General features: G+C 51.6%; 33 protein-coding genes, 1 tRNA gene and 1 pseudogene. 12 read left to right on the top strand and 23 right to left on the bottom strand.

All coding sequences use genetic code 11. The features are described 5' to 3' along the window. Nucleotides 1-160: 160 nt before the first annotated feature. The gene (locus tag EZ315_RS10040) at nt 161-718 is read left to right on the top strand and encodes an RNA polymerase sigma factor (RefSeq protein WP_135471955.1); all 558 of its coding nucleotides are present in this window, start codon (nt 161-163) and stop codon (nt 716-718) included. Nucleotides 719-724: 6 nt separating this feature from the next. Here the strand turns inward: EZ315_RS10040 and EZ315_RS10035 are convergent, their stop codons facing one another. The 23 genes and pseudogenes from EZ315_RS10035 to EZ315_RS09920 form a co-directional block, all read right to left on the bottom strand. Next, nucleotides 725-1,837, bottom strand: coding sequence for an IS4 family transposase (locus EZ315_RS10035; protein WP_242452481.1), 1,113 nt, complete (start codon nt 1,835-1,837; stop codon nt 725-727). 519 nt (nt 1,838-2,356) lie between these two features. Continuing rightward, nucleotides 2,357-3,001 (bottom strand): annotated as a pseudogene (locus tag EZ315_RS10030) (thymidylate synthase). Then, nucleotides 3,002-3,295: a hypothetical protein gene (locus EZ315_RS10025; RefSeq protein WP_175577978.1), complete on the bottom strand. Its 294-nt coding sequence runs from the start codon at nt 3,293-3,295 to the stop codon at nt 3,002-3,004. A gap of 174 nt (nt 3,296-3,469) precedes the next feature. Next, complete coding sequence (locus EZ315_RS10020) at nt 3,470-4,297, bottom strand: DNA adenine methylase (protein ID WP_135471553.1); 828 nt, start codon at nt 4,295-4,297, stop codon at nt 3,470-3,472. A 30-nt stretch (nt 4,298-4,327) separates the two neighbouring features. Beyond that, the gene (locus tag EZ315_RS10015) at nt 4,328-4,870 is read right to left on the bottom strand and encodes a DUF4376 domain-containing protein (protein ID WP_242452537.1); all 543 of its coding nucleotides are present in this window, start codon (nt 4,868-4,870) and stop codon (nt 4,328-4,330) included. 20 nt (nt 4,871-4,890) lie between these two features. Continuing rightward, nucleotides 4,891-6,474: a gp53-like domain-containing protein gene (locus EZ315_RS10010; RefSeq protein WP_135471552.1), complete on the bottom strand. Its 1,584-nt coding sequence runs from the start codon at nt 6,472-6,474 to the stop codon at nt 4,891-4,893. A gap of 22 nt (nt 6,475-6,496) precedes the next feature. Next, the gene (locus EZ315_RS10005) at nt 6,497-7,447 is read right to left on the bottom strand and encodes a tail fiber protein (RefSeq protein ID WP_135469412.1); all 951 of its coding nucleotides are present in this window, start codon (nt 7,445-7,447) and stop codon (nt 6,497-6,499) included. A 2-nt stretch (nt 7,448-7,449) separates the two neighbouring features. Continuing rightward, nucleotides 7,450-7,959 carry a hypothetical protein gene (locus EZ315_RS10000; protein WP_135469414.1) on the bottom strand — a complete coding sequence of 170 codons (510 nt, stop codon included), beginning with the start codon at nt 7,957-7,959 and terminating at the stop codon, nt 7,450-7,452. Further along, complete coding sequence (locus EZ315_RS09995) at nt 7,943-8,791, bottom strand: hypothetical protein (protein WP_135471863.1); 849 nt, start codon at nt 8,789-8,791, stop codon at nt 7,943-7,945. The genes EZ315_RS10000 and EZ315_RS09995 overlap by 17 nt, the downstream gene beginning before the upstream one ends. A 66-nt stretch (nt 8,792-8,857) precedes the next feature. Further along, nucleotides 8,858-9,157 (bottom strand): LysM peptidoglycan-binding domain-containing protein, encoded by a 300-nt coding sequence (locus EZ315_RS09990; RefSeq protein ID WP_135469417.1) that lies wholly within the window; start codon nt 9,155-9,157, stop codon nt 8,858-8,860. Next, a complete protein-coding gene (locus tag EZ315_RS09985; protein ID WP_135469420.1) occupies nt 9,154-9,435 on the bottom strand; it encodes a hypothetical protein in 282 nt (93 codons plus the stop codon). Before EZ315_RS09985 ends, EZ315_RS09990 begins: the two co-directional genes overlap by 4 nt. Nucleotides 9,436-9,443: 8 nt before the next feature. Then, complete coding sequence (locus EZ315_RS09980) at nt 9,444-10,079, bottom strand: DUF6046 domain-containing protein (protein WP_135469422.1); 636 nt, start codon at nt 10,077-10,079, stop codon at nt 9,444-9,446. Continuing rightward, entirely contained in the window at nt 10,076-12,244 is a 2,169-nt protein-coding gene (locus EZ315_RS09975; protein WP_135469425.1) for a phage tail tape measure protein, read from the bottom strand. Before EZ315_RS09975 ends, EZ315_RS09980 begins: the two co-directional genes overlap by 4 nt. A 398-nt stretch (nt 12,245-12,642) precedes the next feature. Continuing rightward, nucleotides 12,643-12,981 (bottom strand): hypothetical protein, encoded by a 339-nt coding sequence (locus EZ315_RS09970; protein ID WP_135469428.1) that lies wholly within the window; start codon nt 12,979-12,981, stop codon nt 12,643-12,645. A gap of 141 nt (nt 12,982-13,122) precedes the next feature. Further along, nucleotides 13,123-13,569 carry a hypothetical protein gene (locus tag EZ315_RS09965; RefSeq protein WP_135469431.1) on the bottom strand — a complete coding sequence of 149 codons (447 nt, stop codon included), beginning with the start codon at nt 13,567-13,569 and terminating at the stop codon, nt 13,123-13,125. Nucleotides 13,570-13,592: 23 nt separating this feature from the next. Then, complete coding sequence (locus EZ315_RS09960) at nt 13,593-14,771, bottom strand: DUF2586 family protein (RefSeq protein ID WP_135469434.1); 1,179 nt, start codon at nt 14,769-14,771, stop codon at nt 13,593-13,595. Next, nucleotides 14,771-15,148, bottom strand: coding sequence for a hypothetical protein (locus EZ315_RS09955; RefSeq protein ID WP_135469437.1), 378 nt, complete (start codon nt 15,146-15,148; stop codon nt 14,771-14,773). Before EZ315_RS09955 ends, EZ315_RS09960 begins: the two co-directional genes overlap by 1 nt. After that, nucleotides 15,145-15,531: a hypothetical protein gene (locus EZ315_RS09950; protein ID WP_135469439.1), complete on the bottom strand. Its 387-nt coding sequence runs from the start codon at nt 15,529-15,531 to the stop codon at nt 15,145-15,147. The genes EZ315_RS09955 and EZ315_RS09950 overlap by 4 nt, the downstream gene beginning before the upstream one ends. Beyond that, nucleotides 15,458-15,943, bottom strand: coding sequence for a hypothetical protein (locus EZ315_RS09945; protein WP_175577975.1), 486 nt, complete (start codon nt 15,941-15,943; stop codon nt 15,458-15,460). Before EZ315_RS09945 ends, EZ315_RS09950 begins: the two co-directional genes overlap by 74 nt. A gap of 85 nt (nt 15,944-16,028) precedes the next feature. Next, on the bottom strand, nt 16,029-16,658 hold the full coding sequence (locus EZ315_RS09940) for a peptidoglycan recognition protein family protein (RefSeq protein ID WP_135471546.1): 630 nt from the start codon (nt 16,656-16,658) through the stop codon (nt 16,029-16,031). Nucleotides 16,659-16,665: 7 nt separating this feature from the next. Then, nucleotides 16,666-17,748: a hypothetical protein gene (locus EZ315_RS09935; protein ID WP_135469442.1), complete on the bottom strand. Its 1,083-nt coding sequence runs from the start codon at nt 17,746-17,748 to the stop codon at nt 16,666-16,668. 31 nt (nt 17,749-17,779) lie between these two features. After that, nucleotides 17,780-18,790: a hypothetical protein gene (locus tag EZ315_RS09930; RefSeq protein WP_135469445.1), complete on the bottom strand. Its 1,011-nt coding sequence runs from the start codon at nt 18,788-18,790 to the stop codon at nt 17,780-17,782. 155 nt (nt 18,791-18,945) lie between these two features. Next, a tRNA-Met gene (locus tag EZ315_RS09920) sits at nt 18,946-19,021 on the bottom strand. Between the two features lie 505 nt (nt 19,022-19,526). On the opposite strand from EZ315_RS09920, the gene EZ315_RS16670 reads away from it, so the two are divergent. From EZ315_RS16670 to EZ315_RS16375, 11 genes are all read left to right on the top strand, one after another. Next, nucleotides 19,527-19,772 (top strand): hypothetical protein, encoded by a 246-nt coding sequence (locus EZ315_RS16670; protein WP_242452576.1) that lies wholly within the window; start codon nt 19,527-19,529, stop codon nt 19,770-19,772. 3 nt (nt 19,773-19,775) lie between these two features. Beyond that, entirely contained in the window at nt 19,776-21,323 is a 1,548-nt protein-coding gene (locus tag EZ315_RS09910) for a hypothetical protein (protein ID WP_135469450.1), read from the top strand. Then, entirely contained in the window at nt 21,317-21,574 is a 258-nt protein-coding gene (locus EZ315_RS09905) for a hypothetical protein (RefSeq protein WP_135469453.1), read from the top strand. Before EZ315_RS09910 ends, EZ315_RS09905 begins: the two co-directional genes overlap by 7 nt. After that, a complete protein-coding gene (locus EZ315_RS09900; RefSeq protein WP_135469456.1) occupies nt 21,565-21,981 on the top strand; it encodes a phage protein Gp36 family protein in 417 nt (138 codons plus the stop codon). The genes EZ315_RS09905 and EZ315_RS09900 overlap by 10 nt, the downstream gene beginning before the upstream one ends. Before the next feature lie 25 nt (nt 21,982-22,006). Continuing rightward, nucleotides 22,007-22,963 carry a hypothetical protein gene (locus tag EZ315_RS09895; protein WP_135469459.1) on the top strand — a complete coding sequence of 319 codons (957 nt, stop codon included), beginning with the start codon at nt 22,007-22,009 and terminating at the stop codon, nt 22,961-22,963. A 10-nt stretch (nt 22,964-22,973) separates the two neighbouring features. Then, complete coding sequence (locus tag EZ315_RS09890; RefSeq protein ID WP_135469462.1) at nt 22,974-23,576, top strand: hypothetical protein; 603 nt, start codon at nt 22,974-22,976, stop codon at nt 23,574-23,576. Continuing rightward, nucleotides 23,573-23,851, top strand: a complete 279-nt coding sequence (locus tag EZ315_RS09885) for a hypothetical protein (RefSeq protein WP_135469464.1) — start codon at nt 23,573-23,575, stop codon at nt 23,849-23,851. Before EZ315_RS09890 ends, EZ315_RS09885 begins: the two co-directional genes overlap by 4 nt. 242 nt (nt 23,852-24,093) lie before the next feature. After that, a complete protein-coding gene (locus EZ315_RS09880; protein ID WP_135471954.1) occupies nt 24,094-24,282 on the top strand; it encodes a hypothetical protein in 189 nt (62 codons plus the stop codon). Nucleotides 24,283-24,395: 113 nt separating this feature from the next. Further along, nucleotides 24,396-24,956 carry a hypothetical protein gene (locus EZ315_RS09875; protein ID WP_135471953.1) on the top strand — a complete coding sequence of 187 codons (561 nt, stop codon included), beginning with the start codon at nt 24,396-24,398 and terminating at the stop codon, nt 24,954-24,956. Next, on the top strand, nt 24,956-25,282 hold the full coding sequence (locus EZ315_RS09870; protein ID WP_135471952.1) for a hypothetical protein: 327 nt from the start codon (nt 24,956-24,958) through the stop codon (nt 25,280-25,282). Before EZ315_RS09875 ends, EZ315_RS09870 begins: the two co-directional genes overlap by 1 nt. 35 nt (nt 25,283-25,317) lie before the next feature. Then, nucleotides 25,318-25,458 carry a hypothetical protein gene (locus tag EZ315_RS16375; RefSeq protein ID WP_170957522.1) on the top strand — a complete coding sequence of 47 codons (141 nt, stop codon included), beginning with the start codon at nt 25,318-25,320 and terminating at the stop codon, nt 25,456-25,458. The last annotated feature ends 75 nt before the right edge of the window (nt 25,459-25,533 follow it).

Genomic DNA, 25,533 nt, shown 5'->3' with positions numbered 1-25,533 from the left:
ATGCACTGGCATTTCGATTTGAGCCCTTATCATTCTTATTTCAGTAAAAACAATAGCATGAGCCGACCTGTTAAATTATATTAACAAACAAAACAATTGACATCATATCTATTGTATAAGTCACGAATGTTTACCTAACTTTGCATTATTTCATAGTAATATGCAAGCGGAAGCGACACCCGACATAGGTCATAGAATCAAGATTCATGACCGTAAGGCATTCCACTCTCTATATGTAACGACATTCGATAAAATGCGGAAATATGCATTCAGATATGTCTATGACTGGGAGGAAGCTGCCGATATTGCGCAACAGGCATTTCTTTCACTGTGGCTCAACGTTGACAATTACTCACCTGACACCAATATAGTAACCTACCTTACCGCCATAGTGCACAATCTTTGCAGCAACTATCTGCGTCATCTTGATGTAATAGACAGCAACCACGACAAGATAGTAGAGGCCACCTTATTCTCTCAGCTCCAAAATTATTTTGAAGAGAACCCTGATATCAAGCGCAAACTTGACGAGGCATTATGCAAATTGCCACCACAAGGATACAAAATTCTTATCGAGCACATAGTAAACGAGAAAAAGAACAGTGTGATAGCCCAAGAATTAGGCATTTCCGAATCCACTGTTAAAACTCATCTAAAAAGAGTCATGCGCATACTTCGCAAACAGATGCTATTGATCATTTTCACTAGTGTCTCTTAAAAAGTGTTAATCAAATTCGAGGTCAAGAGTTGGATGGCAATTTGCTATTTGTGCTGGCACCGGTTCTGGAGTCAACAAGTCCTTGATATGCTCCTTGACAAGCAGGGAGCTGCCGAGGATTCTCATGACTTCGTAGATGTTTCTTTCAAGTTTCATTTTATGTTCGATTATTGCGACAACGCAGTAAGTGCATATAGCCGCATAAATTTGTATTCTGACGGATGTCTCGGAATTACCCCAGAATGTGGTGACTCTAAGGTGCTGTTTGATCCATTTGAAGAAAAGCTCCACCTGCCATCGGTTCTTGTAAAGGAACACAATCTGTTCGGCAGACAGGAAGAAATTATTTGTGTAAAAAACAAAACTTCTCTTCAGGTCAGGGATATACGCTACAATACGTCTAATCCGGGAAGGGTAATTGGATGCATTGCGTCTACCGGTAAACCTTACGGTATAATCTTGAAGAATGTTTCCATTCTCGGGCATGTCCAGACCATCCTCGACAATGAACTTCGGCTTAGCCTTCTCTCTTATGACAAAGAAGGCTCCAAGTTCCTCAATCTTATGAAGCCTATCCAAGTCCCAGTATCCACGGTCGAAGATATAACCGGCCAACGGTTCATAATCAATGATATCCATCGCATTTACATCATGAACCGAGGCATTGGTGATGTTTATCATAACTGGAATCTGCGTCACTATATCAAGTTGGGTATGCAGTTTAATGCCGGACTTGGTGCTTCTGAACTTTGCCCAGTCATAAACACTCATGCAAAGGTCAATCGTGGAGGAATCGAACGCATAGAACTTGCCGCCGATACAAAATTCCCGGTCTATACGGGCTTCCTGAGCCAGCACAATCATATGGTTGGCGAACTCCTCGAACACATGCCAATCACGATTGGTATTGCATCTGGAGAGAATATTACGGTCTACCGCTTCTTTGCCAAATCCGAGATGAAAGGATTTCTTGCGATGTGCTGTAGTGATATCCGAGAGTTCACGGAGACTTCGACATCCGAGCAGTTGACCGAATATAAGGACAAGCAACTGTCCCCAATAAGACAACTGCCATCCGAGGGTTCTGTCCTCAACCTTATTTTTGGTACGATGCTCCATGATTCTTTCAAATTTGCGTTTTGGCAAAAAGTCAACAATCTGGCTGAAAATGTATCGTCCTGCATTCATGAAAAATTGGGGAACCGAGTTTTAAGGCTCCAACCCCAATGTAATCATTTGAAAAGTGCGACAAGGTTTGCAGGCCTGAAAATCGCGTAACCAACATGAATACAGAGTTTAACAATTTCGCATTAACAGATTTTAAAAGACGCCAGTGGATCATTTTCTCTTTTTAAGAAAATAATTATCAAAATTCCATAAAACATGTCACTCGTTTTCCATCTATATATAATCGCCAAAACGAAACGTGCAACTTTCTAAAACGAAACGAGCAAAACTTCTCTTTTTTCGCTTCCTTTTTTCTCTGACTCATTCGACCGCTTAAACACCAATTAAACGCTGATTAAAAGCCTTTGAAATTGGCTTAAAATCAGCGTTATTTTCATGCCTTTTATTTGGTCAAGTCAGCAGATTTTTGTAACTTTGAAGTAGTTAAATTGATCTCGTTTGCACTTGCTTTCACACGTTCAGATCAAACCTTGCAGTTTCATTTCCGGCCAAGAGTTCGCGCGTTCTTTCTATGTTGTTGGCATAAATGTGAACATTTCCCAGATTCAGCGTTATAGACTTTAACGGCGCTTCGATTTGTCGCGCTATCAAATATAAATGGTAAATGTCAGCTGGCAAACCTAAGTTTGCGTCACTGCTTCTCTGATAGGCTGACAAAACGAGTTCTCCATCATCGAGCTGGAATTGAATGAGGCTTAAGCAAGGAGCTTGGTTGGTTTCCGCTCCTGTTGCTCCTAGGAACAGCACATAGTTTTTGCTGCTCCGTTTTTCCCGGTTGATTTGCTCAATCAAAGCCGGCAGTTTCTCAAAATAGGTCGGATAACTGTTAATGAGGATTTGCCCGCAATAATCCCACCAGTTTATCCCGGCTTCTCTGTACTTGGTCAGGTCTCTTTATCCAGCCATAAACAGGGTTAATTCATTGCGCAGCTTCTTGCGCGCGATGTTGTGTCCCTCGAAAATCTCCAGCAGGTCACAAGGCGTTAAATGCAGCTGCTCATTGAGCAAATACATTATGTCACCTTTTTTATTGCTCTGTCGTTTGCCGTGCTGCAATATCTTGCCGAGCATGGCGTAATACTTGTTTGGTGTCATTCAATGCGAATATAGTCCATTTCTGTGAGTTCTGTGGCATATCTTCGGCCGTTCGTAGTGAAACGCTTTTGCAGTCGCCCCCAGACGCTTCACTATGTCATAAATATTGCGCTCGCTGACGTTGTAACGCTCGGCCAAGATTGCGACAATATAACTGACCTTTTCGCCTCGTTTCCGCGCATTCTGGTAGTCCTCAAACAGTCTTACATATTTGTGATCGCTCGGCTTTGCTCCGGCGTCCTCCAGCTTTTCAATTACTCCACCGCATAATTTTAATGCTTCGTACACTGTCATTCAGCATTTTTTTCGTAATTTTGCAACTCCTACCACATATCAGCAGAAGCACCGAAGCACGAGTCAAAGGCTTTTAGCCCCCGGCTTATGTGCTTCGGTGCATTGTGTTTGTATGTGGTAGGATACTGCAAACTAAGCCGGGGGCTTTTTCTATGCCTCCGCTTTGTAGGCGAGTCAGAGTCGCGTTATCATCATATCGTTAAATTTAGCTTGATAGTTCAGCGTGTTTGTGCGCTGGCGTATTTCCGCGCCCCACATTGGTGCCGCTTCCCGGTACTCATCAGCGAGCCACTGGCAGAGCTCGACAATCTGCGACTTGTCGCTTGTGAAATAAACGTATTTCGTACCTTTAAGCAGCCGCAACACGTTCAGATAGTCGGTCAGCTTCCAATAATTCTCATACATTCCGCACTCTGTCGTAAGATACGGCGGGTCCATGAGGAACAACACACGTGGATTGTCACGGTGCAGGTCAAACAGATCCTGGTAATCAAGATGCACGACTTCCAGTCCGTCCAGATAGCCGTCGGTGCGGTAGTCACCGCTGTGGACGCGGTTATACATCGTGTGTCTGCGCAGTTCGTCCAGGCTCTTGGCCCACTTGCCGGAGAAAAGCACGGAGCGACCTATTGTAAGAATATCGGCATAGCCATTTTGTTTCTCATAGTCGTGCACTATATCCAGGACGTCGGCGCACTGCCGGTCTGAGAGGCGCTTGTTGGGTTCAACACCAGTTAAACACTCTTTAATTGCCCTTAAAATTCCATTGGTCTGCTCCACGGCCGCCAGTCTGTCGACATAGCGGTCGAAGTCGTTGTACACCACCCGGCACCCCGGGAGCACCCTTTTTGCCGTGTGCGACAGCAGCCCGGAACCGCCGAAAAGGTCCACCACCGTATCAATCTCACCTACTGCCTGCTCCAGCACCTCGATAAAGGTCCGGAGGAAATAGCGCTTCTGCCCCATGAAGGGAAGCGGCGCGCATTTGTAGATCCTATCCATTTACAAAATCTGTTTGACCATATTAAGTTTTCATACAGTGAAACATGGCCTATCAGGATAGCCGGTCTTGAAATCGTACGCCTCTATATCCTCCTTGGACCGGAGCCCCCTTATCGCTGCTGCATGCTCACGTGTGGCATTGTTGCAGTCTACAGTATAGATCTCAATCTGTCTCAGGATTCCTACAGCCTCTGTAATCGGCATGATAAAACGATGATCGCCGAGCCATATGCTCGTCTCTGTCCTGCCGCTTGCCTGCTCCACCGATATGGAGTTCATCAGCCCCACACGCGTAGCCTTGTCAAGCCATCCGGAGACACCTCCGATGCTGATCGTGTTTACAGCCGAAGAGCGGTCGTACTCCTCCAGCTCTTGGAGTTTGATAATCCTGAGTTCTTCGATAGACGGCTCATACATCCTGAGGACAGGGATCCCTGTCTCATCCTCCAAAATTAACAGCCCTCCATCCTGCCCTTCCAACAATTCTTTGTAATACTCCATGGAGATCTCTACACCTCCATCAACCGGTTTGCTATAGAAGCCATCCCTCCAATACATATTGTCGCCTTCCATTTTTTGTAATATGTCTGTTATTAACCTTTGCCGACAGCTATCCAAAAGAACCTTTCCTTGTTTTTTTGGTTGGCTGACACTTTAAAACTGCCTGCTGATTTGTTGCATATGGTTCTGCCGACATAATATGTCTGATATGAACTGTCAGCAGTGGTCAGTATTGAATAAGAGGTGTCGACAAATGAGTGTGGGAAATATATGGTCTGTACACCATAGGTATCCTGATTATCAGACGGGTGCCCCCACTGTATTAAAAATCCGTCATGAAATCTGTAATAGCCGTTTTCAACAAGCCGTTTTGATAGAGCCTCGTGTTTATGGCTGTTTATCACTCCCGTCAGGACCGCCTCAATTGCCGCCTTTGTCACTGTGGCGTCACTACCTTTGGGCGCCCTTATATTAACAGCCGCGGGGTTTGTGAGCCCGCCGTTGTTGCTCCATGTCAGATTGCCGGACGAGTCCACCACAGGTGTGAACACAGCCCCCTTGTCTCCTTTATCCCCCTTGTCTCCTTTGAGGTCCTGGAGCTGGGATGAGAGCAGATAGTCCCCCTTAGGCTGATAGACAGAATCATGGTTGTGGCTGCCTCCTGCCTTGCTGTTCCATGCAGACTTCTCGGCATCCGTCACAAACCTGTGTGACGCGTCCCCGGTCACCTGTGCCGCCGTATGCGTGTGCGTTGCCGGCGCGTAATTACCTTTAGGCTGATAGGTGGAGTCATGGTTGTGGCTGCCACCTGCCTTGCTGTTCCATGCAGACTTCTCGGCATCCGTCACAAACCTGTGTGACGCGTCCTCATTCACCTGTGCCGCCGTATGCGTGTGCGTTGCCGGCGCGTAATTACCTTTAGGCTGGTAGGTGGAGTCATGGTTATGTCCAGATGGCGATGCTCCTACCTGTGTGGCAGTCACCTGATGCGGATTGTCCCTGCTGCTGATATGTGAGATTAGCGATGACACCGCCTTCATGAGTTTACCGAAAGCAGATGACAGCTTCTCTCCGCTTGACAGGTCTGTCAGAGACGGTGCCATCGTGTAGGTGGGGGTCTGGTCATTTGTCGCAACATTCGGGACATTGCCGAGCCCGACTTGCGATTTGTTGACACGGTGTGGATTATCGGTGTCCGAGACATGCATACGTATACCCAGCTCCAAAGTGTCTGCCCTTCCATCGAGCGAGTCAATGCTCATCTGCTGGTCCCTGTCCGTATCATGCAGTGCTGAGATCTCTTTGTCCTGTGACGAGTCCTTCGTATGGATGACCTCAACTTCGGCATTCAGTGAATCAATCTCCGTTTGTTGCCTCTCATTCTCGGTCTCCAGATCCTCGATACACCCGGATATATTGTCAAAACGCTCATCCGATGTCTTCTTGTGCGTCTCATAATCTCCCTTTAGTTCAATGTGTTGCCGTTCCAGCTCATGCCCTTCCGAAGCGACATACTTGCTGTTGAGCTGCTCCGCTAGCCCCTCCACCTGTATTACGGGGATAATGCTTTCCTCCTTGTGCACGTAGCTATCGAGCCAGTCGGCGAACTGCTCCTCCGTCGGGTACTTCCCACGACGGAACCACGCTTTTAGCTGTGCTATTGTCCTTATTGCCATAATCTCGGGTATTTATTTATGTCTACTTAACGCGCATTATGTATGCCAGCACATAATATGGGGGGCGGTTCTCGTGAGCTTCACCCTTGCCATAGTCCAGTGTGTTTATCCCATGAGGTGAACACTCGAATATTGTTGTGGCATTAGGCCAGGAATTGCTGCCGTGCCCTTTCCAGTCTCCGCTTCCCCCTTTCCACAGCATCTCCTCATGGCTGTGACGGGGTATTGTCTCCTCCGTGAGCGTCACTTTCTTCAGTCCGCCGCCGGTCCCGGGGCTCTCATAGTCCCGGTCACTGTCATGGAGACCGACAACGAAACGTCCCCTCAGGTCAGGTACCCTGAAATAACCATCCTGGGTCGTGTACCTTACGCCGTTCGCGTTTACCGCAGTGTTGAATGTCGAGCCAATGGCATTGAACAGCTCCGGATGATCGGACTTCCTTAATGGCTGTCCGTCACATAGCACATAGCCTTGTGGCACCCGGGAACCGGCCCACATCTGGACTATCCCCAACGGTGCCGGCTGAACGGTCGCCAGCTCATTGCGGAGCGACCGGTTCTCGTCCATCAGTCCCTTTATGCTCTTAATGTCTGTGAAGCTCTCCCAGGTGTAGTTTTCCTCTCCTATGCCGGGCGCAAGACTCCGGCGCGTGTAGGCTTTCGGGTAGTCCGTATTATTGGCACTTACCGGGATTGCTTCTTGTTTCACATACATGCCGCTTGTGGTCGGTCCGCCATCCCAGGGCAGAACCTCACCCTCCGGCGCGTTCTTGGTCCTTACGAATACATAGCCAGCCCCCCTGCGGGTCCCCTCGCTGTTGGGCTCGCAACCCCAGAGAACCACACGGTCGCCTCCTATGTTGCCGGCAATGGCTGCAAGTGCCACCAGTTTTTGCAGATAGTCCAGCGTCTCGCAGTCCAGAGGAAAATCTTTGTTTGCCTGTGTCAGAAAATTACCTAATATTTTGTCCATTGTCATTTATGGTTTATAGCGTAGCGTTTGCCCGCCAGTTTATACATGTTCAATATTGCCCGTAGTCTCGTTTCCGTCTCGGCCGTCCACAGTTCCTCCGGCACCGTCACCCAGAAGTCATAACCGCTCGTGCCGTTGAATCCCTCCCGGTGTATGCTCACCGCGCCCGCGCCTCGCCGCGGCACCATCACCCACCGGTCCATATCGCGAAGCCATACCGCCGCAGCTTCCCGGTTTCCGACACTGTCGCTGTCCTCTATCTCTATGCGGCGCAGTCCCGGGTCAAACTCATCATTAAGTGCCCCGCACAGCTTGCACACCTGCCCGTTATGTCTCAGCCGGTAACTTGTTGCGCTCCTGTATGCGCGCAGCTCCTGGAGCAAACGCCCCAGCGGGCTGACCCCGGCATATATCAGAGCCCCGGAAAGCGGGCGCCGTAGCCACGTCGGCAATGTCAGCAGCGCCAGCCGCTTGATATTTACATTATAGGTTCTGTCAGCCTTGTTCGTCATACGCTTTCATGTTTACAGTTATCGCCCCTGGTCTGAAATAGCCCGCTGCGGGGGTCAGACGCGCGTTAATCTGTGTCGTTGTACTCTCGTTTACGGCCTGCGCGGTGCTACCCCGCAACTCCACTATTTTCACCCCCTCTACCTCTTGCAGGCGGTCAACGAGGGCCATATTCGTATATTCGCCGTTAAAAGGCAAATTCTCAATATAATCGCAGATCACATCACGGCATGCGGTTTGAACAACGGCAGGATCCAGCATAGCATTGTAGTAGATATCCACAGTACAGTCGAATGTATCCGCCTCCATATTCACAAGTGCGGTGCGCACGCCGGCATCCTTAATCTCGTTTATATAGGCTTTCAGCTGCTTTTCCTGTTCCGCTGTTATCGGTTTGCGCACTCCGCCACTCTCTCCGGCTACTTTTATTGTCAGCAGACTGGCATCCTTGCTCTCCATAGCGACCGCATGTTTTACGACACACGCCGCCGCTATATCCCCCTCAGTCATTCCGGTAGTGTCGTATGTGTCGCTGTCCTGTTCAAGCTCGTGGCCTGCCATGAAGCGGAGCACCTTATCGCGGTACCATTTCGGGCGGTGGGCTATAAGTTCCTCCAGTTCCGCCGTTACCTCCGCTTTGTGCCTGCTTACAAGCTGCTCGACGCTCCAGGCACAGACCGCCCAGACATAAAGCAAAATATTTTCAACACTTGCCGCACCGAATATGTCGCCGAACTCTGAGCCCGGGGTAAACCCGTACAGTTCCGCCGCAGACTCATTGCGCATAAACTCGCGTGCGATCTCTGTTTTAATTTCGTTAATATTGCGTGCCATTTTACTACTCATTTAATAGCTGTTTAATCGATTTTTAATCGCTCTGCCTAAGCAGAGAAATGCTGTTTAACTCACGATAAAATCTATTTCAATGCCCATAAAGCCAATACCGCCGTAAGGGCAAGCCGCCATATCTTCCGGGCTTATTTCGGTTGCCGGCTCCACCTTGTGCGCCTTGTAAAGTTCAACGGTTCGGGTGTCTCCACCCTCCACCGGTACCGGAACTATCAGCACACTCCCATCCTCCAGCCGGTCGGTTATGCTCATACCGTTAGCCTCTGCCAGTGCGAGCACCGTTTCAATGTGTCCGCCCGTTTGCAGGGCAATATCAAGCAGTGTTTGCCTCTCTTTCGCTGTCGTTCTCATCGTTCTATGCTGATAGTTCCGTCAGTCTCCATTACTACACGCTCACAATCGACCCCGCAACCGCGTAACATCTGGCGAACCTCACCGGGCCACATTACATCGGGCTGACCGGCGCGAAGTCTGCCGGCTTCACCGCCTAAAAGGGGGTGCTCCTTAATGTCTCCGCGCATGGTGGTGACAACCGCCTCGGCGGTTTGCCCCTCGGTGTCTCCAATCGCTATGCGGCCGTGTTCGGTCAGCAGGTCGCCGGTGATACTGTCAATTAACATGCCTTTCATCGCTGTTGTTATTTTTTCGGTTGCTCATAATCGGTGCTGAATATCTCGTAATCTTCATCGCTGACCGCGCTGATTTCAACTACCTGATAATTGGCTTCTGTCATTTGGCTGAGGGAATAACTTCTAATCACAAGCCGCCCGATATTCAAAGCGTCTAAAAATTCGCTGTGAACTCTCAGAGCCTCATTTGCTTCCAACAGCTTGCGAACTTCCCGCACCTCATTGGTCGGCCATTTATCGGCTATCTCTCCACCCTCGACACATTGCAAGCCCAGCACGATATTAACCGCCCAATCGCCGGCGTTTATATACTCTTTCACCGTGCCGTCTCTACCGGTCAGAGCCGTGCTTATAATCCTATGTTCTCGGCTGGCTGCTGCCACTGCATCGGCAAATGTCAGCCCCACGCCGTTTTCTCGCTCCAGTCTGAGGGGGCAGAGTACCCAGCGCCCCTCCCAATATTCCGGGTCGGTGATAGGCTGCCCAATCTCGTGCACGGTTATGCCGTCACGCTCAGGACTTCCGCCCAGTTCCTTGAAGCGTATAAGTTTTTTAGCCATGTGCTGCCCCCAGCTCATAGCTGCAAGATCTATGCTGACAGGTAATTTTTTACCTCCTAAGCTCGGTTGTGGAATTAGGCTCATGACATTGCTAATTGTGTGTCGTTTAGCGCTCCCATAAGGGTCTCCAAAATAACAGCCTTGACCTTTTCGGTACTTTCGCCGACGGTCGCGGTGTGTATCTCGAAGCGCTCGACAAGTTTGTCAATATTTACAGTTATGTTTCTTATTTTTCCGCCTCCGTCACTGCCGGATCCTTTGCCGCCTGTTCCACTCGCACCGCTCAGAGTGTTGCCGGTGGGGTTGACTTCCGGAACAGTCACCCCCGGAACCGTCGCACCGCTTCCGTTGGTTGTTGGCTTGTTTCCTTTGGGACTCTTTTTGCCCTCTTTTTGGGCGGACTCTGCCATTTCGGCATTGTAAGCCTCATTAAACGCCTGACCCACCTGTTTGCCGTAGTCACTGAAACCGGCTTTTAACTTTTTCAGGGCTGCATCTATTCCGGAGGGGGATAAATTGAACGCTGCTTTTATCAGGTCGCCGATTGCTCCAAAAGTGTTTTTAGCAAGTTCGCCGATACCGGTAAAACAAGCCTTGAACGCCGCCCATGTCCCTTTGAGCACTGCCCGGAATTTAGCCGACGTGTTCCAGAAGTAAGCACCTATCGCTATCAATGCAGCAATGGCCGCAGCTATCCAGCCAACAATCGGAATGCTCATAATTGCGACCGAAACGGCGCGACAAGCTGCCGAGGCAGTAGTGGCAAAAGTTCCGAAAGCTGTTGAAGCAATGCCGGAGAATGTGGCGGACGCTGTGCCACTCGTCACAAGTGACAATATGAGTGCGCCCAGACCTTTCAGAGCGTTAAAAACTCCTACGGTGGCAAATCGAATTAACCCTATTGTTGCGCGTCCCATATTACCGATAAAGCCCAGTGATACCATGTTGGTAGTTGAGAGTGTGCCGTTCATCAGCGCGAAGTTAACGCCGGCTGCACGAACCCAACCCACAACACTGCTCCACATACTTGCCCATTTGAGATTTTTAATTAACAGCATTAGTCTCCAGCCTGCTGTAAGTAATGGGGCAAGTTGAGCAATCGGCACAAGTGCAGAAGTCAGGACACCGCACCATAACGAAAAATCGCCGGTGGCTTGGAATATGGTAATTTTGAAGTCCTCAAATTGTTGGTTTACTCGTGCCTGTCGCTCGGCATAGCTGTCCATGACAATAGCGGCCTGCTCGGTCGCGCTGTTGGTTCCAGTTACGGCGGTCGTGAAGTCTTGCAGGCTTTCGGTGCCTTGTATAAGGGCACGGGCGGCGTTGGCATTTTCCACACCAAAGAATTTTGACAACAGCGCGGAGTCGTTAAGCATCGGTTTCAGCATCTCGAGGCGCTCTTTAAGGCTCTTGGAGTTGTCGCCCAGAGCCACAACATCAATGCCGGCCTTTTCAAGCTCCTCCCGTGCCTGCTTCTCGACGAAGCGGCCTTTGCTGAGCTGGCCCAGAACGTTTCGCAATGCGACACCTCCCTCGCTGGCTTTTTTGCCCGCCTTGTCAAGTACCTGGATTGCGGCGTTTGTTTCCTCGAAGCTCACATTTGCAGCCTTGGCAGCCATACCGCACTGCTGGAGCGCCGCGCTTATCGCCGGAAGTTCCGCCGATCCTGCCTGTCCGGCTGCCGCCATTACGTTCATCATGCGCGCCATTTCCCCGGCTGCCGCCGTCGGGTCCTCCATGCTCACCCCGTACTGGTTCATCGCCGTGGTAAGCACCTGAGCCGCCGCCACGCCGTCCCCGCCCATCAGCTTGCTGGTCGTCTGTATGCAGTCGCCCATCTCCCTGAGCGCGTCCGGGTATTTGCCCAGCTCCGGCGTCAGCTGCGAGAGCAGCAGTTTGTAACCCTCAACCGCCACGGCGGCGTCAGTGCCGAACGCCTTTGCGCTCTGCCGCGCGAATGTCTCGATCTGTTTCAGACCCTCGCCCGTAACGCCAGCAACAGCGCTTAAATCGTGCATCTGGCTGTCCAGCTTTATGCCCGCACTGCTCAGACCGCCTATTGCCTCGCTTAGGTTCCGCGCCATGTCCGTAGCGTATGAGAACGTGGCAAGCGACGCAGCAAAACTGCGCCCGCGACTTTCGGCGACCTCCGCCCTTGCGGAAAATTCGCCGGCCGCTGCGCTCATGCCGCTTATCTGCGCCACAAAATTGCCGCCTATCCTAAAAATGTAGTCAAATACGCTTGCCATGTCGTTTTTATTCGCTATATTTGTAGCACCTTACCAAAGTAACAAGACCATGTTTACCAAAATAATCATATCAGTTTTGGCCCTGCTGTGGAAACTCTTCGTAGTCCTTGGCTTTATCGGCTTGTTCATCTGGCTGTGGCGCGGGTTTCGGAGCATGGTTAAGGGCGACGGCCCTGGCTCGCTGCCCTGGCTTTAGGGCTTCTCTCCGAACAATGACGCGATAAGTTCTGCCCGGTTCCGGTTCCTCCATCGCTCCAGCCATAGTGCCTCGCAGTAGAGCCGCGCCCATTCCTCCTCCGTCTCAATCTTTTCAATATCAATGTGCAGGTTAGCCCGGATCAGGGCGCACCCCTTGGCGAAGCCGTCCTCCTCGTCAGACTCCGCCAGTGTGTGCGCCTCTACAAGTTTTTTATTAGACCCTGGAAGCCGTTGAGCACTTCACCCAACTTCTTTTGAACAGCCATGAAGAGCAGCGCATCGGTGCGCAGTTCCTTACTACCGCCCAGCCAGCAGTTGTCGAACATCACTTTACCGGCTTCCACTTCGTCGCTTTTTGCAACCTTGGTTACAGCCTTGAGAGTCTCCAGAGTGGGACGCTTGAAATAGCCGATATGCACCTCGTCGCCGTCCTGAATTTCAACTGCGAAACTTTTGCGGTGCTGAGCCTTGAAAGCGTCAACCTGTGCTTCGGTCAAATCGCCGTTAAATACTTTAGGGGTGTTGTTAACCTTTTCCATGCTTTTTAATCGGGGGTTAAATGGTTTTTTAATCGATTTTAAATCGCTCTGCCTAAGCAGAGAATAACTGTTTAAGTTTGATTATTAGTGACCGTTAAGGGGGTCAGCCCTTAACGGCCTTAAAAGGGTGCGAAATGGGGATTATGCAGCTTTGCCCCATTCGATATGTGAGGGAACGAGCGGAAGTTCTACCTCCTGCCCGGTGTCTCCCTCTTTCCACTTGCGAGTATTGCTTGAAATATGGCAGTTGCGGATCTTGTCAGTTACCACGACCCCATTTTCAGGCAAATAACTCACCTGTATTTCAATGGGTGGGAGGTCTTGCAGTCGTCCGTTCACGCTCTGGGATTGAAGCGCCACAACTTCCTCGTGGTAGAGGGTAATTTTAGCGGAGGGGGTTATACGTCCTTTTGCACGTCCCACCGGGTGACGCCCTGCGCCCCACTTGTTAACGATTTCCTGCTCATCGCCATACTCCACACCTGTAATGCCGGTAACAGGCACACCGCCGACAAGTACGACAATATCAGCCCACGCAACTAACATGCCGTTAACCATAGGCACGCCGTTTTTAATGCTTACGTTCATTGCTTTTGCCTTTTGTGTTTAGGTTATACGGATTTAGCGAACCCGATTTTAATTCTCACATGTCGCATAACCGGGACTGCAACATTCTTGATTACGAACTCTACCAGGCTGGTGCTTGCGACATCCTGCTCCGGGTCTATCTCAACTTTGTAGCCGCTAAGTTCCCCGGCTCGTTCCATAGCCTCGAGGGCTTGGTTTGCCACAGTTTCCAAATGCGCCACGGTATAGCTTGCCAACTGTCCGGTGGAAGCGTCAACATATACGTTGCCGCCGAGTTCCGGCTTTACGTATGTGCGTATGCCGCGCACAGCCTTATCCATAGTTCGCACGCTCTCAATGGCTGCGTAGTCGCTGATTGCGGAGTCCATTGTGTGGCTGTCATTCATATAGCTTCCGGCTTGCCCGGTATGAGTGATAAAGAACAGATAACGCGCCGTGTCAAGTGTCTCGAGCAATGCTTTATCCACATCGCGCAACAGTGTACCGTCACCGAAAGCCGGGAGACTTACACCGGTGGGGAACTCTTTGATCCATGCAATACACTGGTGAACCTTTGCGCTGCTAAGCAAGCCCATAACGACACCCAGACCGCTGACGCTTGCTTTCCCGGTGTTGGTCTTGTCGTTAAACAGGTCTGCTCCTTTGCCGCTTCCTGCCTGACCTATCACCACGCTGACGCGGCTTTTATTCTCACCCGCAAGGTTAACCGGCATTGTGTTGAGCGTGCCCACTTTCGGGGCGTACACGACAGACAGTTCCGCCTCCTCCCCGGCAAGTGCGTCCGCGACACCCTGCAGGGCCGTGAGGTCGTCACCGCTAAGGGTGCGGTCGCCACACCATACGCCGATCTGACGGATACGGCCGGCCGCAAAGTTCTGCACTGTCTTAAGCTCGGCGAATGTCTGGGACTCACCCTGCGGCTTCTCGAAGATCGCCACATACAGGCTTACAGCCGGGTTAATTCGGTAAAGTTCGCTGAGCTGATAGTGAAGCACACGCACGCCCCAGCTTGCTGCATCCTCCTTAATACCCGCAGCCTCCGCCGCGTCAATGGTGCTGAGTGGCTGCACGTGGTCGGTTTTGAACGCGGCCGGAATATCTGCCGCCGGAAGATAGACCACAAAACCGGTTATATGGTCCTCACCGGGCAGAGACTTGGGGACATTGCCGTTCTGTCTCTGTATATTCAGACTTGTTGCCATTACGCTTCCACTTTTAAGGGTACTGCCGAAAATCCCAGACTTTTGCCGTGGTTTCGGGCGTCAGTTTCCTGTTTGAAACACTGGCCGTCGGCTGTCACCCATACTGCCGGGAGACTGTGACGCCGGCACGCTGCTTTACCCACAGCAGTAAGGGCGTCAGTTTCCGCCTTTGCTTTGGCGCGGGCTGCTTTCAGTTTTGCGACCAGTTCCGGCTCGGGCTGGTTCTTGCCTTTGCCTGACTTTTTCGCCGAAGCTGTCTCTAAGGTTGCCGCGACGTGTGCCATCTCCTCCGCAGTGACGGCGCCGGCTTCATTAATCGTTGCCAGATTTTCCGCTGCGATTTCGGCTGTGGTCTTTTCTTTTGTTTCGTTGCTCATATCTTTTTACGTTTTAGATTATATATTTTCCACCCTGCTACTGACAGGATCAGAACTGCAGCCAATATCAGGGTGGCGACTTTCAACCGTTCCCACAGGCTCGGGGCTTTGGTAGCTGTTACCGTCACTTCGTCAAGCGTGCCGCCGTCAATGGTCTGCACCGCTTCGGTTTCGGTCTCGGCTTTCTCCTCGGCGGTAATATCTGCCGCCTCATTACTCTGCTGCTCCTCGCCGTGGGTCTGCCGGATCTTGGCTTTTAACGGTCTTTGTCCGGTGTCCGGGTCGGGTTGCTTTTCAGTGTCGTAGACCTCAATCTCCGTAACCGTCAGCCCCCGGGTTTGGGTCTCCCTCGTCAGGGTCGCCTCTTGGTGTTGGGTGTGCACCTCGCAACCTTTGGCGCTCGTCGTCACATGCTCCGTTGTTTCCGTCCTGGTGTGCTCCGCGACCTTTCGGTGTGAGCAGCAGCTCGAATTTGACAGGGCAGCTATCAATATGACGACAGCCCCAAATGCGCTCCAGTGCGTTGTTGAGTCTTTGCACATCTTTGCGTAAGTTAGTTATTTCGGCTTTGAGCGGCGGCACAATACTTTCCATCAGTATGTCCGCAGCCTTTCGCACGTTTTCAAGCTCATTGCTTTTGACCTCTGCGAGCTTATTATTCATTTCAGCCCTCAGCGTCTTAAGTTCAATGCGGTATTTAGTGCGCTCCAGTTTGCGGCCAACCCATGCCCCTACGGGACCAGATACCGCCGCAACAAGCGCCGATACTATGATTGTTATTATTTCGCCGCTCATTCATTGTTCCAATGCTTTGTCGGCTGCGCTCGGCATAGCCGGAGCAAGCTCCGCTCTGCTCTCACTGGCACGACAATTCATATTGTTACTGTTTAATACCCACTTTTGTGAGCCATTTTTTTACATCGAAGCCGGGGCACGGTTTATTAGCAAATTCGTTATGACCGTGAACAGTAGCGCCGGGGTATTTCTTGAGAAGTTCTTTAACCAACTTTACAAGCGTAGCCTCTTGTGCCGGGGTTCGTGTGTCCTTCCCGATATTTTGCCAATTCGGGGTCTTACGTGGCGGACATCCGCCAACGTAACACACACCGATTGACCGCGTATTATGTCCGGTGCAATGCGCTCCGGCCACTGCCTCGGACCGCCCGGGGCGGATTTCCCCGTTTAGTCCGATAACATAGTGGTAGCCTATATCAGAAAAGCCACGCGCCAAATGGCTTGCTTTTATCCGGGTATTTGAAAACTCCTCACCCTCCGGCGTTGCCGTATAGTGCAGAATGATTTCATCGACCTTGCGCTTTCCGGGTGTCGCGCCCATAGCTGCAAGTGTCTGCGCTCCGGCTATTCCGTCAGCCGTTAACCCCTTACGCTTCTGAAACTCTTTGACGGCTTCCTCGGTCAACGGTCCGAAAATACCGTCAGGTATGAGGTTTAACCGCTGTTGCAGGGCTTTTACCTCCGCGCCTCTGCTTCCTTGTTTCAGTGTAGCCATAGGTTTTTTACGCTTTTGCGCTGACTATTGCCATACGACAATTGGTCTCAGACAAAGGCAGACAAATGCCGTACTGGTCAAAGTTAACGAGGTTGCGGTGGTTCTGAGGGTCGTTCTCGGCTTTACTCCAGTAGAATGTTGTTGAGCCTGCGGCTTTCATCATTCTGCCGGCATAGAACGCAACGGAGCTCTGCGAGTCGGTCGCACCGGGAACAGCACCCCATGCAAGTTTTTTACCTGCCGAGTTGTAATAGGGTGTGCCGTCATATTCGTAAATGTCAAAACCATACAGGCGGCCGATTTTGCCCTCGGTCTGGTTAATGTTGTAATGGTCTTTGAAACGCTGCTCTGTCTGGAGCAGGTCGTTCACATGGTCGGAACAGAGCACCAGCACGCGATCCTGCTTGGGTATACCCATTTTGTCAAAGCTCCTTTTGACTGCCAAAAGGTCAGCCGAAGTCATGAGCTTGCGACCCTCTACAGCTTCGCCGGTAGTGAAAAGCACAGGCACGCCGGTTTTATTCTCATCCGGGGCAATGGCGTGTATTGCACGCTGACCGAACGCCTCGACCAATACATCGCGGTGGCGTTCCTGAACGCTTGCCATTTTGTCGTAACTGATAGCGTGCAGCTCATCATTGGTCACAGGGGTTGCCTCGGTTGTGAACTTGTCAAGACTCACAGGCTTGTCCGCATCCTCCAGAGCAGTAACAGGAATTGGGTAGGTGGTATTATTTACAAGCACCGTGGGGTCACCGCCGATTTCAACGAAGTGGATAACGTCGTTATTTACATACTGGTTATAACTGCGGATTCTTGCAAGCCAGCCCCACGACTCCAGGGCGGTGCGGAACTGTTTGATCTGCTCACCGGTCCATATCTCTTTGAGGACACCGGCACGGAATGAACCCGCGGGGGCTGCCTGACCTAATGCAAGTGCCAGAACATTGCCGGCGATTGCTCCGGTTTCAGGGGCGCAGCCGATTGCCACAGCACAGGTAGCGCCGGCGGCGGCATTGAACGCAACGGCCATAATCATGCAGCTGACTATGCCGAGCAGCTTCTTAAAAAAATTGCTTTTCGATTTCATTGCTGTTGTTGATTGTGTTTATAGGGTTTATTTATTCGCTTAGGGGCGGGCAGTCTACGCCGTACTCTTCTTTATACAGGCGCATATATTCCGCGGGCTGGTCTTTGCGGAGTGCAATGAGTTCGCTCTGCGGCACTTCGCTTAACTTGGTGTATTTCTTAGGCTGTTCACCTGCACCGGGGGCACTCTGTTTGTTCAGGTTCAGTGTGTCGGTGGGCTTCTGCTGTCCGGGCATAGCCTTGAATGTGTCTGCGAGCATTTCTGCGCCGGCGGCTTTACCGAGCTTAATGTAATGTTCACGCTGCGCCGCTAAAATCTTTCTGTCGGCAATAGCCTGATCCACGTACTGAGTTACGGACGCAAGCTGCAAAGTTTCGGCGCTGTCCGCCTTGGTTTTCATCAGCTGGAGCGCGGCTGTTACCTGCTCGTCGGACGCATCCTCGGGAAGTCCTAAGAGGATTAACTGGTCTTTGTTCATCGCTGTTTTTATTATTTTATTATTGTTATTGATTTCCTCCCCCTCGCCGGGTTCATTCTCCGGCGCGGGCTTGGGTTCGTTCAGTTTCAAGAGCGGAAGTGTCGGGGCATCCTCACCGGCGGCGAGCTTCAACTGCTTGCCGTCTGCTCCACAGAGTTGCAGGGCTTCATCATTGCCGCCAATATCCACAATGCTAACCTCGATAAGTTTGCACCGTGTCACCGTTGCACGTGTCTGCCCTTCCAATGCTAAAGCCGGGTCTGGGTTCACTTCGGTAGGCTCCAGGGCTGCCGAAGCCATGCGCAAAAATCCGCTTTCCCATTTGCTCTCTATCTTCCGGGCAAATTCATCGTTTTGGTCAAATATCGGGGTGCCTATCAGCTTCCCCTCCTCAACTCTGAGGTTGTCAATTTTGCCGATAGGCATTGACTGACCGTCGAAAGCACGGCGGTGCATCCATAGCAAAACCGGGTTGCGCTTGAACTGCTCCAGGTCTATGCCCGAAGTCAGCACACGCGTGCCGTAGCTGTTTACTGCCTCAGTTGAGATTATTACTTCTTTCATTGTAGTTGTCTCGTTTCACTTATCGTGCTTGCCACGCTTTGTATTTTAAAATATTAACTCTCGCAAAGAAAATGCCCGGGGCACTTAGGGGCTTGGTCCGGAGGTGGTGGGTGTGTCCCCTGTGCCCGGGGCGGTTGTCCTAATCTTTTTTACCTTGGTGGCGGAGGCAGGACTCGAACCTGCGACCTTTGGGGAATGAGCCCAATGAGCTACCGGCTGCTCTACTCCGCTAATCGGCTTGCCGCTTTGCTATGCAAAGAATGTATTTAAGTCGTTCAGCGGTGCAAAGTTGAGCATTGTTCACAACCCTAACAAAAAGAGTGTAAAAGTTTTACACTCTTTTTTACCATAGCACTTTTTTACCCCAACTTTGCAGTGTGAATTATCGTGCAAACCGAACGCAGAGCGGAGTTTACTCCTGCTATGCTGAGGTGCCGCCGATAATGCGAAATATCGAAAACGCCCCCGCAGTGTGGGTGTTAACTTAAATTCTCGGTTTATTATGAATGGCAACTAAAACCAAAAAGGAACGCGAACAGCAACGCGAACACGCGCGCCTCCTATATATGCAGGGGAGCCTCAGAAGTCTATTGCTGAAAAAGTCGGCGTATCTGCTCAGACTGTCACAAAATGGGTTGCGGAGGGTGGCTGGGAACAGGCACGAGCCGCCGCCAACATTACGAGACAGGAACTGGTTAATAAAATTTTTAACTCCATAAATGTGTTACTGGAGGATTTGGCAAATGACCCCAGCCCGGAGAAAACAGCCGCCAGCGCTGACAAACTTGTGAAGTTTGCCGCCACTGTTGAACGCCTCGACAAAAAAACTTCCGTGGTTGACATTATAGAGGTATTTATGGCTTTCAGCAAATGGCTGCAATATCGTATGAGCTTCGACCCGAATGTCACCCCGGAACTGCTCAAAACCATTAACCATTATCACGACCTTTTCATCTCTGAAAAATTAAAAGAGTCTTTCTAAAGTATGACAAAAGCGGAATTAAAAAAAGCGATTGAGGAATGGAAACAGCACTGCGAAACGGTGCAGGCTGCCACTTCCATTAACATCATAGAATCGCCGGCACAGCGTCTCGCGCGCATTGCCCGGCTGCGCTCTGATTATACCGCTTTCGTTGATTACTATTTCCCACACTGGACTATTAACCCCGAAACCGGGAAAGCTACCCCTTGCGCTAAATTCCACATTGACGCGGCCAATAAGATAAAAGCCAACCGAAACCTCAAAGCCGGTTTTGTCTGGCATCGTGGTGCGGCTAAGTCTACCAATATGGACGTATTTGTCCCTATGTGGCTAATGTGTCAGGAACGCCGCGAAATTAACGTTATGGTCATCGTCGGCAAGTCTGAGGATAACGCTAAAACTCTGTTGGGTGACATTCAGGCGGAGTTACAGTACAACCAGCGTTATATTGCCGATTTCGGGGAACAGTACAACGCCGGATCCTGGGAGGAGGGAGAATTTGTAACGCAGACGGAAGTCGCATTTTTTGCCCGTGGTCGCGGTCAGTCTCCGCGTGGTCTGCGCTACCGCTCACACCGTCCGGATTACATCGTTATTGACGACCTCGACGACGACGAACTGGTGGAAAGTCCGGCGCGTGTCTCTAAGCTGTTCGACTGGGTGCGCTCGGCTCTGTTCGGTACTCTCGACGGTGGGCGCGGCCGCTTCTTTATGGTCGGTAATATGATTGCCAAAAATTCAGTGCTGGCGAAGTGGTGCGATATTAAGAGCGTACACGTTACCCGTGTAAACATCTACGACAAAAACGGCGATATTTCCTGGGCTGCCAAATGGACCCCGGAGGAAGTGCAGGCAATTGCCGACGTCGCCGGTTATCGTGCATTTCAAAAAGAATACATGAATAACCCGATAATTGAGGGTGCAGTGTTCCGCAACGAGTGGATCCGCTGGGGTAAGCGCCCTGCCTGGTCTAAGTTCTCGGAAATTGTGCTTTATATCGACCCCAGTTTCAAAGGCTCAAACAAAAATGACTTTAAGGCGGCGAAACTCTGGGGGAAAGCCGGGACTCAGCTCTGGCACCTCCGTGCTTTTGTCCGTCAGTGCTCCGTTGCCGAAATGGTACGCTGGTGTTACGACCTTTACGAATGGGCGCGCGCTCAGGGTATCGCCGTGCGCTGGTACATGGAGGCGAATTTTATGCAGGACACCATCCTCGATGAATTTATGCGAGAGGGTGAACTTCGCGGCTACCAGCTCCCAATGACCGGCGACAAGCGCAAAAAGCCTGACAAGTTCCAGCGCGTTGAAGCTGTTTCGCCACTGTGGGAGCGTGGGTTCGTCTATTACGACGAGAGCCAGCGAGACGACCCCGATATGCTCGCCGGCATCGACCAGACCCTCGCATTTGAAAAGGGTATGCGCGGACACGACGACGCACCGGACGCCGACGAGGGCGCTATATGGATTTTACAGAGAGATACCCGACAAAAGAAAATTGTTTCATCCACTTCAATAGGGTTGCGACCTAACGCAAAAAATGTATCATGGTAATATTTGAATACTTCCGCGCCCTCCTGTTCGACTGGCGCAAAAAACGCGCGATCCGTGAAGCTCAGCGCTCCGCTGACCTCCACCGTAAAAAATTCCTGGTGCTTGTGCTTCATGGGCGCCCGGTCTGCGTATCTATGCAGGGCGTTAAAAAAATGATCCGGCAAAAGCGCCTCCCCGGCCTGACTGCCGAAAAAGCCCGCGAAATTGCAATTTATGAAGCTATGCCCAAAACTTCCGGCCTATGTTCCTGACTCTTGACGACTACCGGGGCGTGTGCGACGAATACGAGCTCAAGCAGATAACACAGAACGAAGAAACACGCCTGACCGCCGAAGCCGCCGCCCTGGAGCAAATCGGTTCTTATCTGCGTTATCGCTACGATATGACCCGGGTATTTGCTTCTGAGGGCTCAGAGCGTAACGCTATGCTCGTACAGTGCGCCGTAAATATTTCCCTTTGGCTAATGGTTCACCGTCTCCCTCAGAATATGGGACACGAACGCCGGGAATGTCTCTATAACGACGCTATCAAATGGCTTCGCGATATTCAAGCCGGCAAAGCCTCCCCCGACTTACCTCTCTATGAGAGTGAGGACGGGGACGACGCACGCAACCCGGTGCGCTACGGCTCTATGAAACCAAACAGATACGACTATTAAACACCCGTTAAATACCGTTTAACCCATGTTTAAGCTGTGTGCTAAAATTGAGATAACCGGCGAGCGCTGCTGGGACATCGGCTTTGTCTCGGCGGTGGAGATTGTACGCGACACTGAGAAGCTCACAGCCGAAGCCAAAATAACACTCCCTAAAAAAATGAAGTGGAACGGCTCGGCTGAAATTCCTGTGCATCGTGGCGACTCCGTGCGTATTTATCTGGGATATAACGGTAATTTACAGCTTGCTTTTGTGGGTTATGTCCGTGACGTAGGCTTCAAAACTCCGGTTGTCATTACCTGCGAGGATGATATGTTCAAACTCAAACAAATGCCGGCACAGAAAAAAGCCTACCGCTCTGTTACTATTGAAACGCTTCTTAAGGATCAGGGCATAACTTACCGGCTCAATGTTATGGGCGAACAGTCGCTCGGTGCTTATCGTGTCACCGCTGACACTGTGGCCGCTTTGCTCGGAAGATTATCAGAACAGGGCATCCGCTCATTTTTCCGATATGAGAACGGCGAGCCGGTTCTTTACTGTGGCGTGCTCTTTGACCGCGACAGTACTCCCTCGCAAGTGTTCCGCTCCGGGCTTAACATCATTTCAGACCAGAGCCTCCAGCAGCAAAAGGCTGAAAATATGCGCCTGCGCGTTAAGGCGGTCAGCCTTATGCCGGATAATAAAAAAATCAAAGTTGAGGTCGGCGACGCCGACGGCGAACACCGCACGCTCCACACCTACAACAAAACCGAAAGCGAGTTAAAGGCGTGGGCCGAACAGGAAATTAAACGCCTTAAACGCGACGGCCTCACCGGCTCTTTTACGACTTTCGGGGCTTCGCTTGTTGACTGCCTCGACGCTATCGGGCTAATTATCGACGGCAAAAAAGCCGGAGTCTATCAGGTCAAAAAGAATGTAATTAAATACGGCACGTCCGGCTACCGTCAGGAAATAACGCTCGGGCTGCGTGTCGGCGACTAAATAAACAGTTATGGCAGATTTACGAAATATCATCAGAGAACTGGCAAAGACCGACGGCGAGACTGTCGCGCTGGTCTGCACCGTGGACGCCGTGGACGAAAAAGCCCGCACAATCGACTGCACCCCGCTTAATGAGGGCGCCCCGTTGCTCGGTGTCAATCTACAAGCAAATCAGGGCGCGAATTACGGCTTTTGGCTTTATCCGGAAGTTGGCAGTTTTGTTATTGTCGGCTTCGTCGCAGACGGTGCCGCCGGGGTGGTTCTGAGCACTGAGAAAATAAAACAGGCCGAAGTCGTCATCGGTGACACCTCCGCCGTCATGGACGCTGACGGCTGCCGTATTAAAACCGCCAATATGTCCGCCAACATCAACGCCGACAATATAATTTTTAACGGTGGCAAACTCAACGGCCTTGTTAAAATCGACGACCTCACAAAGCGGCTTAACACAATCGAAAACGAGATTAACAAGTTAAAGGGTATTATGGCCGGTTGGGTCCCTGTTGCTCAGGACGGCGGCGCAGCTCTTAAAACTGCCGCTGCCGACTGGAGCGCCGACACCCTTTTGCTGACAAAGCGCAGTGATTACGAAAACGAAAAAATTAAGCAATGAACGGACTGCAAATAGACACAACAACCGGCGACCTCCTTGTCGCACCCTCCGGCGCGCTCATCGCCCCGGCTGACTCTTTCATTGCTGAATTTGTCATCCGCTCCCTCCGCGGCGACATCAAGGAACACCCCCTCCTCGGTGCAGAAGCGCCCCTAATGCTCGCCGGCACTCCCGACCCGTTCTGGCCGGGCAACACTAAAAAAATGCTGCAAGCCTGCGGCCTCCCTGTCTCTAACCTCACACTATCCCCCGACGGGGTGGTTATAATCTCTTAGCCTATGCAGTTTATTGTTTCAGACCGTCAAACACTCCTCGACGCCGCAGTTATCGCGCTTGGCTCGGTCGCCGGTGTGTTCGCCCTCGCTCAGCGCAACGACATCAGTATAACGGCCACACTCGCCGACGGCCTCCCGCTCATCTTTGAGCTCGAGGACGTTGTGGCCCCGGCTGTCCGCTCGGCCTATGCCGTGCAACACATCAGCCCTGCCACCGACATACCCGCGCCGATTATCTGGAGTTGCTCTACCAGACCGGAACACGCCGCCCGCCTGTCGCCCAGAAGTTCGACCCCGATAACGTCGGCATTGTGGTTGACAAAATCGACGAAGTGATCGCCGACCTTAACGCCGGCCGACCGCTCAACATTCAGAGCAAAAACGAACTTACACGAATTTTTCAGGACCCTTTCGACGAGGTGTTCTCTTAACTCTTTTAATCCCTCAAAATGGAACCACTCACCCAAAACGACCTCAAGCAGCTTGACACGGCGCGCTGCTGCTTCAAGCTCAGGCCATACGCGACGCGGTGGCCGCTAAAACCGTGTCGGCCCGTCAGGTTGGCGAGCTGTTCTGCGGCCTCATTGAAGCCTGCGACGACATCAACGCTGCCGTCAGCCTCTTTTTATCGGTCAACCTCCCGGAGATTTTGGCCGACATCGACAAACGGCTCGCCGGGGCTGACACTGCCGCAGCCGACACACGCGCGGAGCTCCAAAAGTCCGAAGCCGCCCGCGCCCGTATCGACTCGCTCATCTCCCAGCTATCCGGCCAGAGCCTCGCGGCTCCGCTCCGTGTTGACATCATCAGCGCGCCCCGTACTGTAACGCTCGCCAATCCCGTGCGCCAGCAGATACGCGCCCGCCTGTTCCCCAGCTTCGGCCTCGCTCTGTCCTCTGCATGGGCGACCACCAAGCCCTCGACGTTTCGCCCGACGGCTTCATCACCCCCCGCGCGTCTCGGCCGCTCTTATGTCAATGCCGTGGCTACCTCCGACACATCGGTTTACAAAACACTTTGCATCGATGTTGTGCCACCGCGTTGCCGTCTCACGGCCTCCGGCGCGCTACGTCTCGACGGCAAAGGTAATTTAAGACTCACATAATGGCAACCGAAACACGACATATAAACTACAAAAGCGACTTTGTCTCCGTGAGCGCTTCCGCGACGCTGCCGGCCAAAATCGTGCCACTCCCCGACGGGGTGGACTTTGTGCTGACATATACAGTTAAGCACGGCCATACTTTCACGGCCTCGCGCTCCGGTGACGCTTATAAAAATTGCCTGCCCGACGGTGACGCCCTGCTTGTCATTTTCAAGGATCACGGCTTATGTGAGGGCACGCTGCGCCGTGAACTGCATTTGCAGCTAATTAACGACCTTATGCCCGACGGCCTGCAAAATGTATATTACCCCGCCGACCCGGCGTAGAGCTCTGGCAGTTCGCCACCGACTCCCCGGGCGTCGTGGAGTGCGACCTTGGCATACACCGCCGCCTGCCGTTCACTTATGAGGATTTCACGCCGGAGCAGTTGGCCGCCCTCAAAGGCGACAAGGGCGACCCGTTCACATGGCCGACTTTACCCCCACACAGATTGAGATCCTGAAAAAGCCGGCGACCGAAGCCGCGACCTCCGCCAACACAGCAGCCAAAAAAGCAAGACACCGCCGCAAATGAGGTG

Source organism: Duncaniella freteri (assembly GCF_004766125.1).
GTDB classification, from domain to species: Bacteria; Bacteroidota; Bacteroidia; order Bacteroidales; family Muribaculaceae; genus Duncaniella; species Duncaniella freteri.
The sequence above is the reverse complement of the archived record's forward strand: the minus strand, read 5'-3'. Positions and strand labels throughout refer to the sequence as shown.

Bases quoted from the DNA above. Each gene is read 5' to 3' on its own strand.
- EZ315_RS09960 (WP_135469434.1), bottom strand. From the start codon at position 14,771: ATGGCAACAAGTCTGAATATACAGAGACAGAACGGCAATGTCCCCAAG.
- EZ315_RS09970 (WP_135469428.1), bottom strand. From the start codon at position 12,981: ATGGAAAAGGTTAACAACACCCCTAAAGTATTTAACGGCGATTTGACC.
- EZ315_RS10000 (WP_135469414.1), bottom strand. From the start codon at position 7,959: ATGACGAACAAGGCTGACAGAACCTATAATGTAAATATCAAGCGGCTG.
- EZ315_RS09985 (WP_135469420.1), bottom strand. From the start codon at position 9,435: ATGAAAGGCATGTTAATTGACAGTATCACCGGCGACCTGCTGACCGAA.
- EZ315_RS09910 (WP_135469450.1), top strand. From the start codon at position 19,776: ATGACAAAAGCGGAATTAAAAAAAGCGATTGAGGAATGGAAACAGCAC.
- EZ315_RS10020 (WP_135471553.1), bottom strand. From the start codon at position 4,297: ATGGATAGGATCTACAAATGCGCGCCGCTTCCCTTCATGGGGCAGAAG.
- EZ315_RS09945 (WP_175577975.1), bottom strand. From the start codon at position 15,943: ATGAGCGGCGAAATAATAACAATCATAGTATCGGCGCTTGTTGCGGCG.
- EZ315_RS10035 (WP_242452481.1), bottom strand. From the start codon at position 1,837: ATGGAGCATCGTACCAAAAATAAGGTTGAGGACAGAACCCTCGGATGG.
- EZ315_RS09890 (WP_135469462.1), top strand. From the start codon at position 22,974: ATGGCAGATTTACGAAATATCATCAGAGAACTGGCAAAGACCGACGGC.
- EZ315_RS10015 (WP_242452537.1), bottom strand. From the start codon at position 4,870: ATGGAAGGCGACAATATGTATTGGAGGGATGGCTTCTATAGCAAACCG.
- EZ315_RS09935 (WP_135469442.1), bottom strand. From the start codon at position 17,748: ATGAAATCGAAAAGCAATTTTTTTAAGAAGCTGCTCGGCATAGTCAGC.
- EZ315_RS09905 (WP_135469453.1), top strand. From the start codon at position 21,317: ATGGTAATATTTGAATACTTCCGCGCCCTCCTGTTCGACTGGCGCAAA.
- EZ315_RS10010 (WP_135471552.1), bottom strand. From the start codon at position 6,474: ATGGCAATAAGGACAATAGCACAGCTAAAAGCGTGGTTCCGTCGTGGG.
- EZ315_RS09940 (WP_135471546.1), bottom strand. From the start codon at position 16,658: ATGGCTACACTGAAACAAGGAAGCAGAGGCGCGGAGGTAAAAGCCCTG.
- EZ315_RS09870 (WP_135471952.1), top strand. From the start codon at position 24,956: ATGGCAACCGAAACACGACATATAAACTACAAAAGCGACTTTGTCTCC.
- EZ315_RS09975 (WP_135469425.1), bottom strand. From the start codon at position 12,244: ATGGCAAGCGTATTTGACTACATTTTTAGGATAGGCGGCAATTTTGTG.
- EZ315_RS09990 (WP_135469417.1), bottom strand. From the start codon at position 9,157: ATGAGAACGACAGCGAAAGAGAGGCAAACACTGCTTGATATTGCCCTG.
- EZ315_RS09895 (WP_135469459.1), top strand. From the start codon at position 22,007: ATGTTTAAGCTGTGTGCTAAAATTGAGATAACCGGCGAGCGCTGCTGG.
- EZ315_RS09955 (WP_135469437.1), bottom strand. From the start codon at position 15,148: ATGAGCAACGAAACAAAAGAAAAGACCACAGCCGAAATCGCAGCGGAA.
- EZ315_RS09930 (WP_135469445.1), bottom strand. From the start codon at position 18,790: ATGAAAGAAGTAATAATCTCAACTGAGGCAGTAAACAGCTACGGCACG.
- EZ315_RS09980 (WP_135469422.1), bottom strand. From the start codon at position 10,079: ATGAGCCTAATTCCACAACCGAGCTTAGGAGGTAAAAAATTACCTGTC.
- EZ315_RS09900 (WP_135469456.1), top strand. From the start codon at position 21,565: ATGTTCCTGACTCTTGACGACTACCGGGGCGTGTGCGACGAATACGAG.
- EZ315_RS09885 (WP_135469464.1), top strand. From the start codon at position 23,573: ATGAACGGACTGCAAATAGACACAACAACCGGCGACCTCCTTGTCGCA.
- EZ315_RS09995 (WP_135471863.1), bottom strand. From the start codon at position 8,791: ATGGCACGCAATATTAACGAAATTAAAACAGAGATCGCACGCGAGTTT.
- EZ315_RS10005 (WP_135469412.1), bottom strand. From the start codon at position 7,447: ATGGACAAAATATTAGGTAATTTTCTGACACAGGCAAACAAAGATTTT.
- EZ315_RS10025 (WP_175577978.1), bottom strand. From the start codon at position 3,295: ATGACAGTGTACGAAGCATTAAAATTATGCGGTGGAGTAATTGAAAAG.
- EZ315_RS10040 (WP_135471955.1), top strand. From the start codon at position 161: ATGCAAGCGGAAGCGACACCCGACATAGGTCATAGAATCAAGATTCAT.
- EZ315_RS09965 (WP_135469431.1), bottom strand. From the start codon at position 13,569: ATGAACGTAAGCATTAAAAACGGCGTGCCTATGGTTAACGGCATGTTA.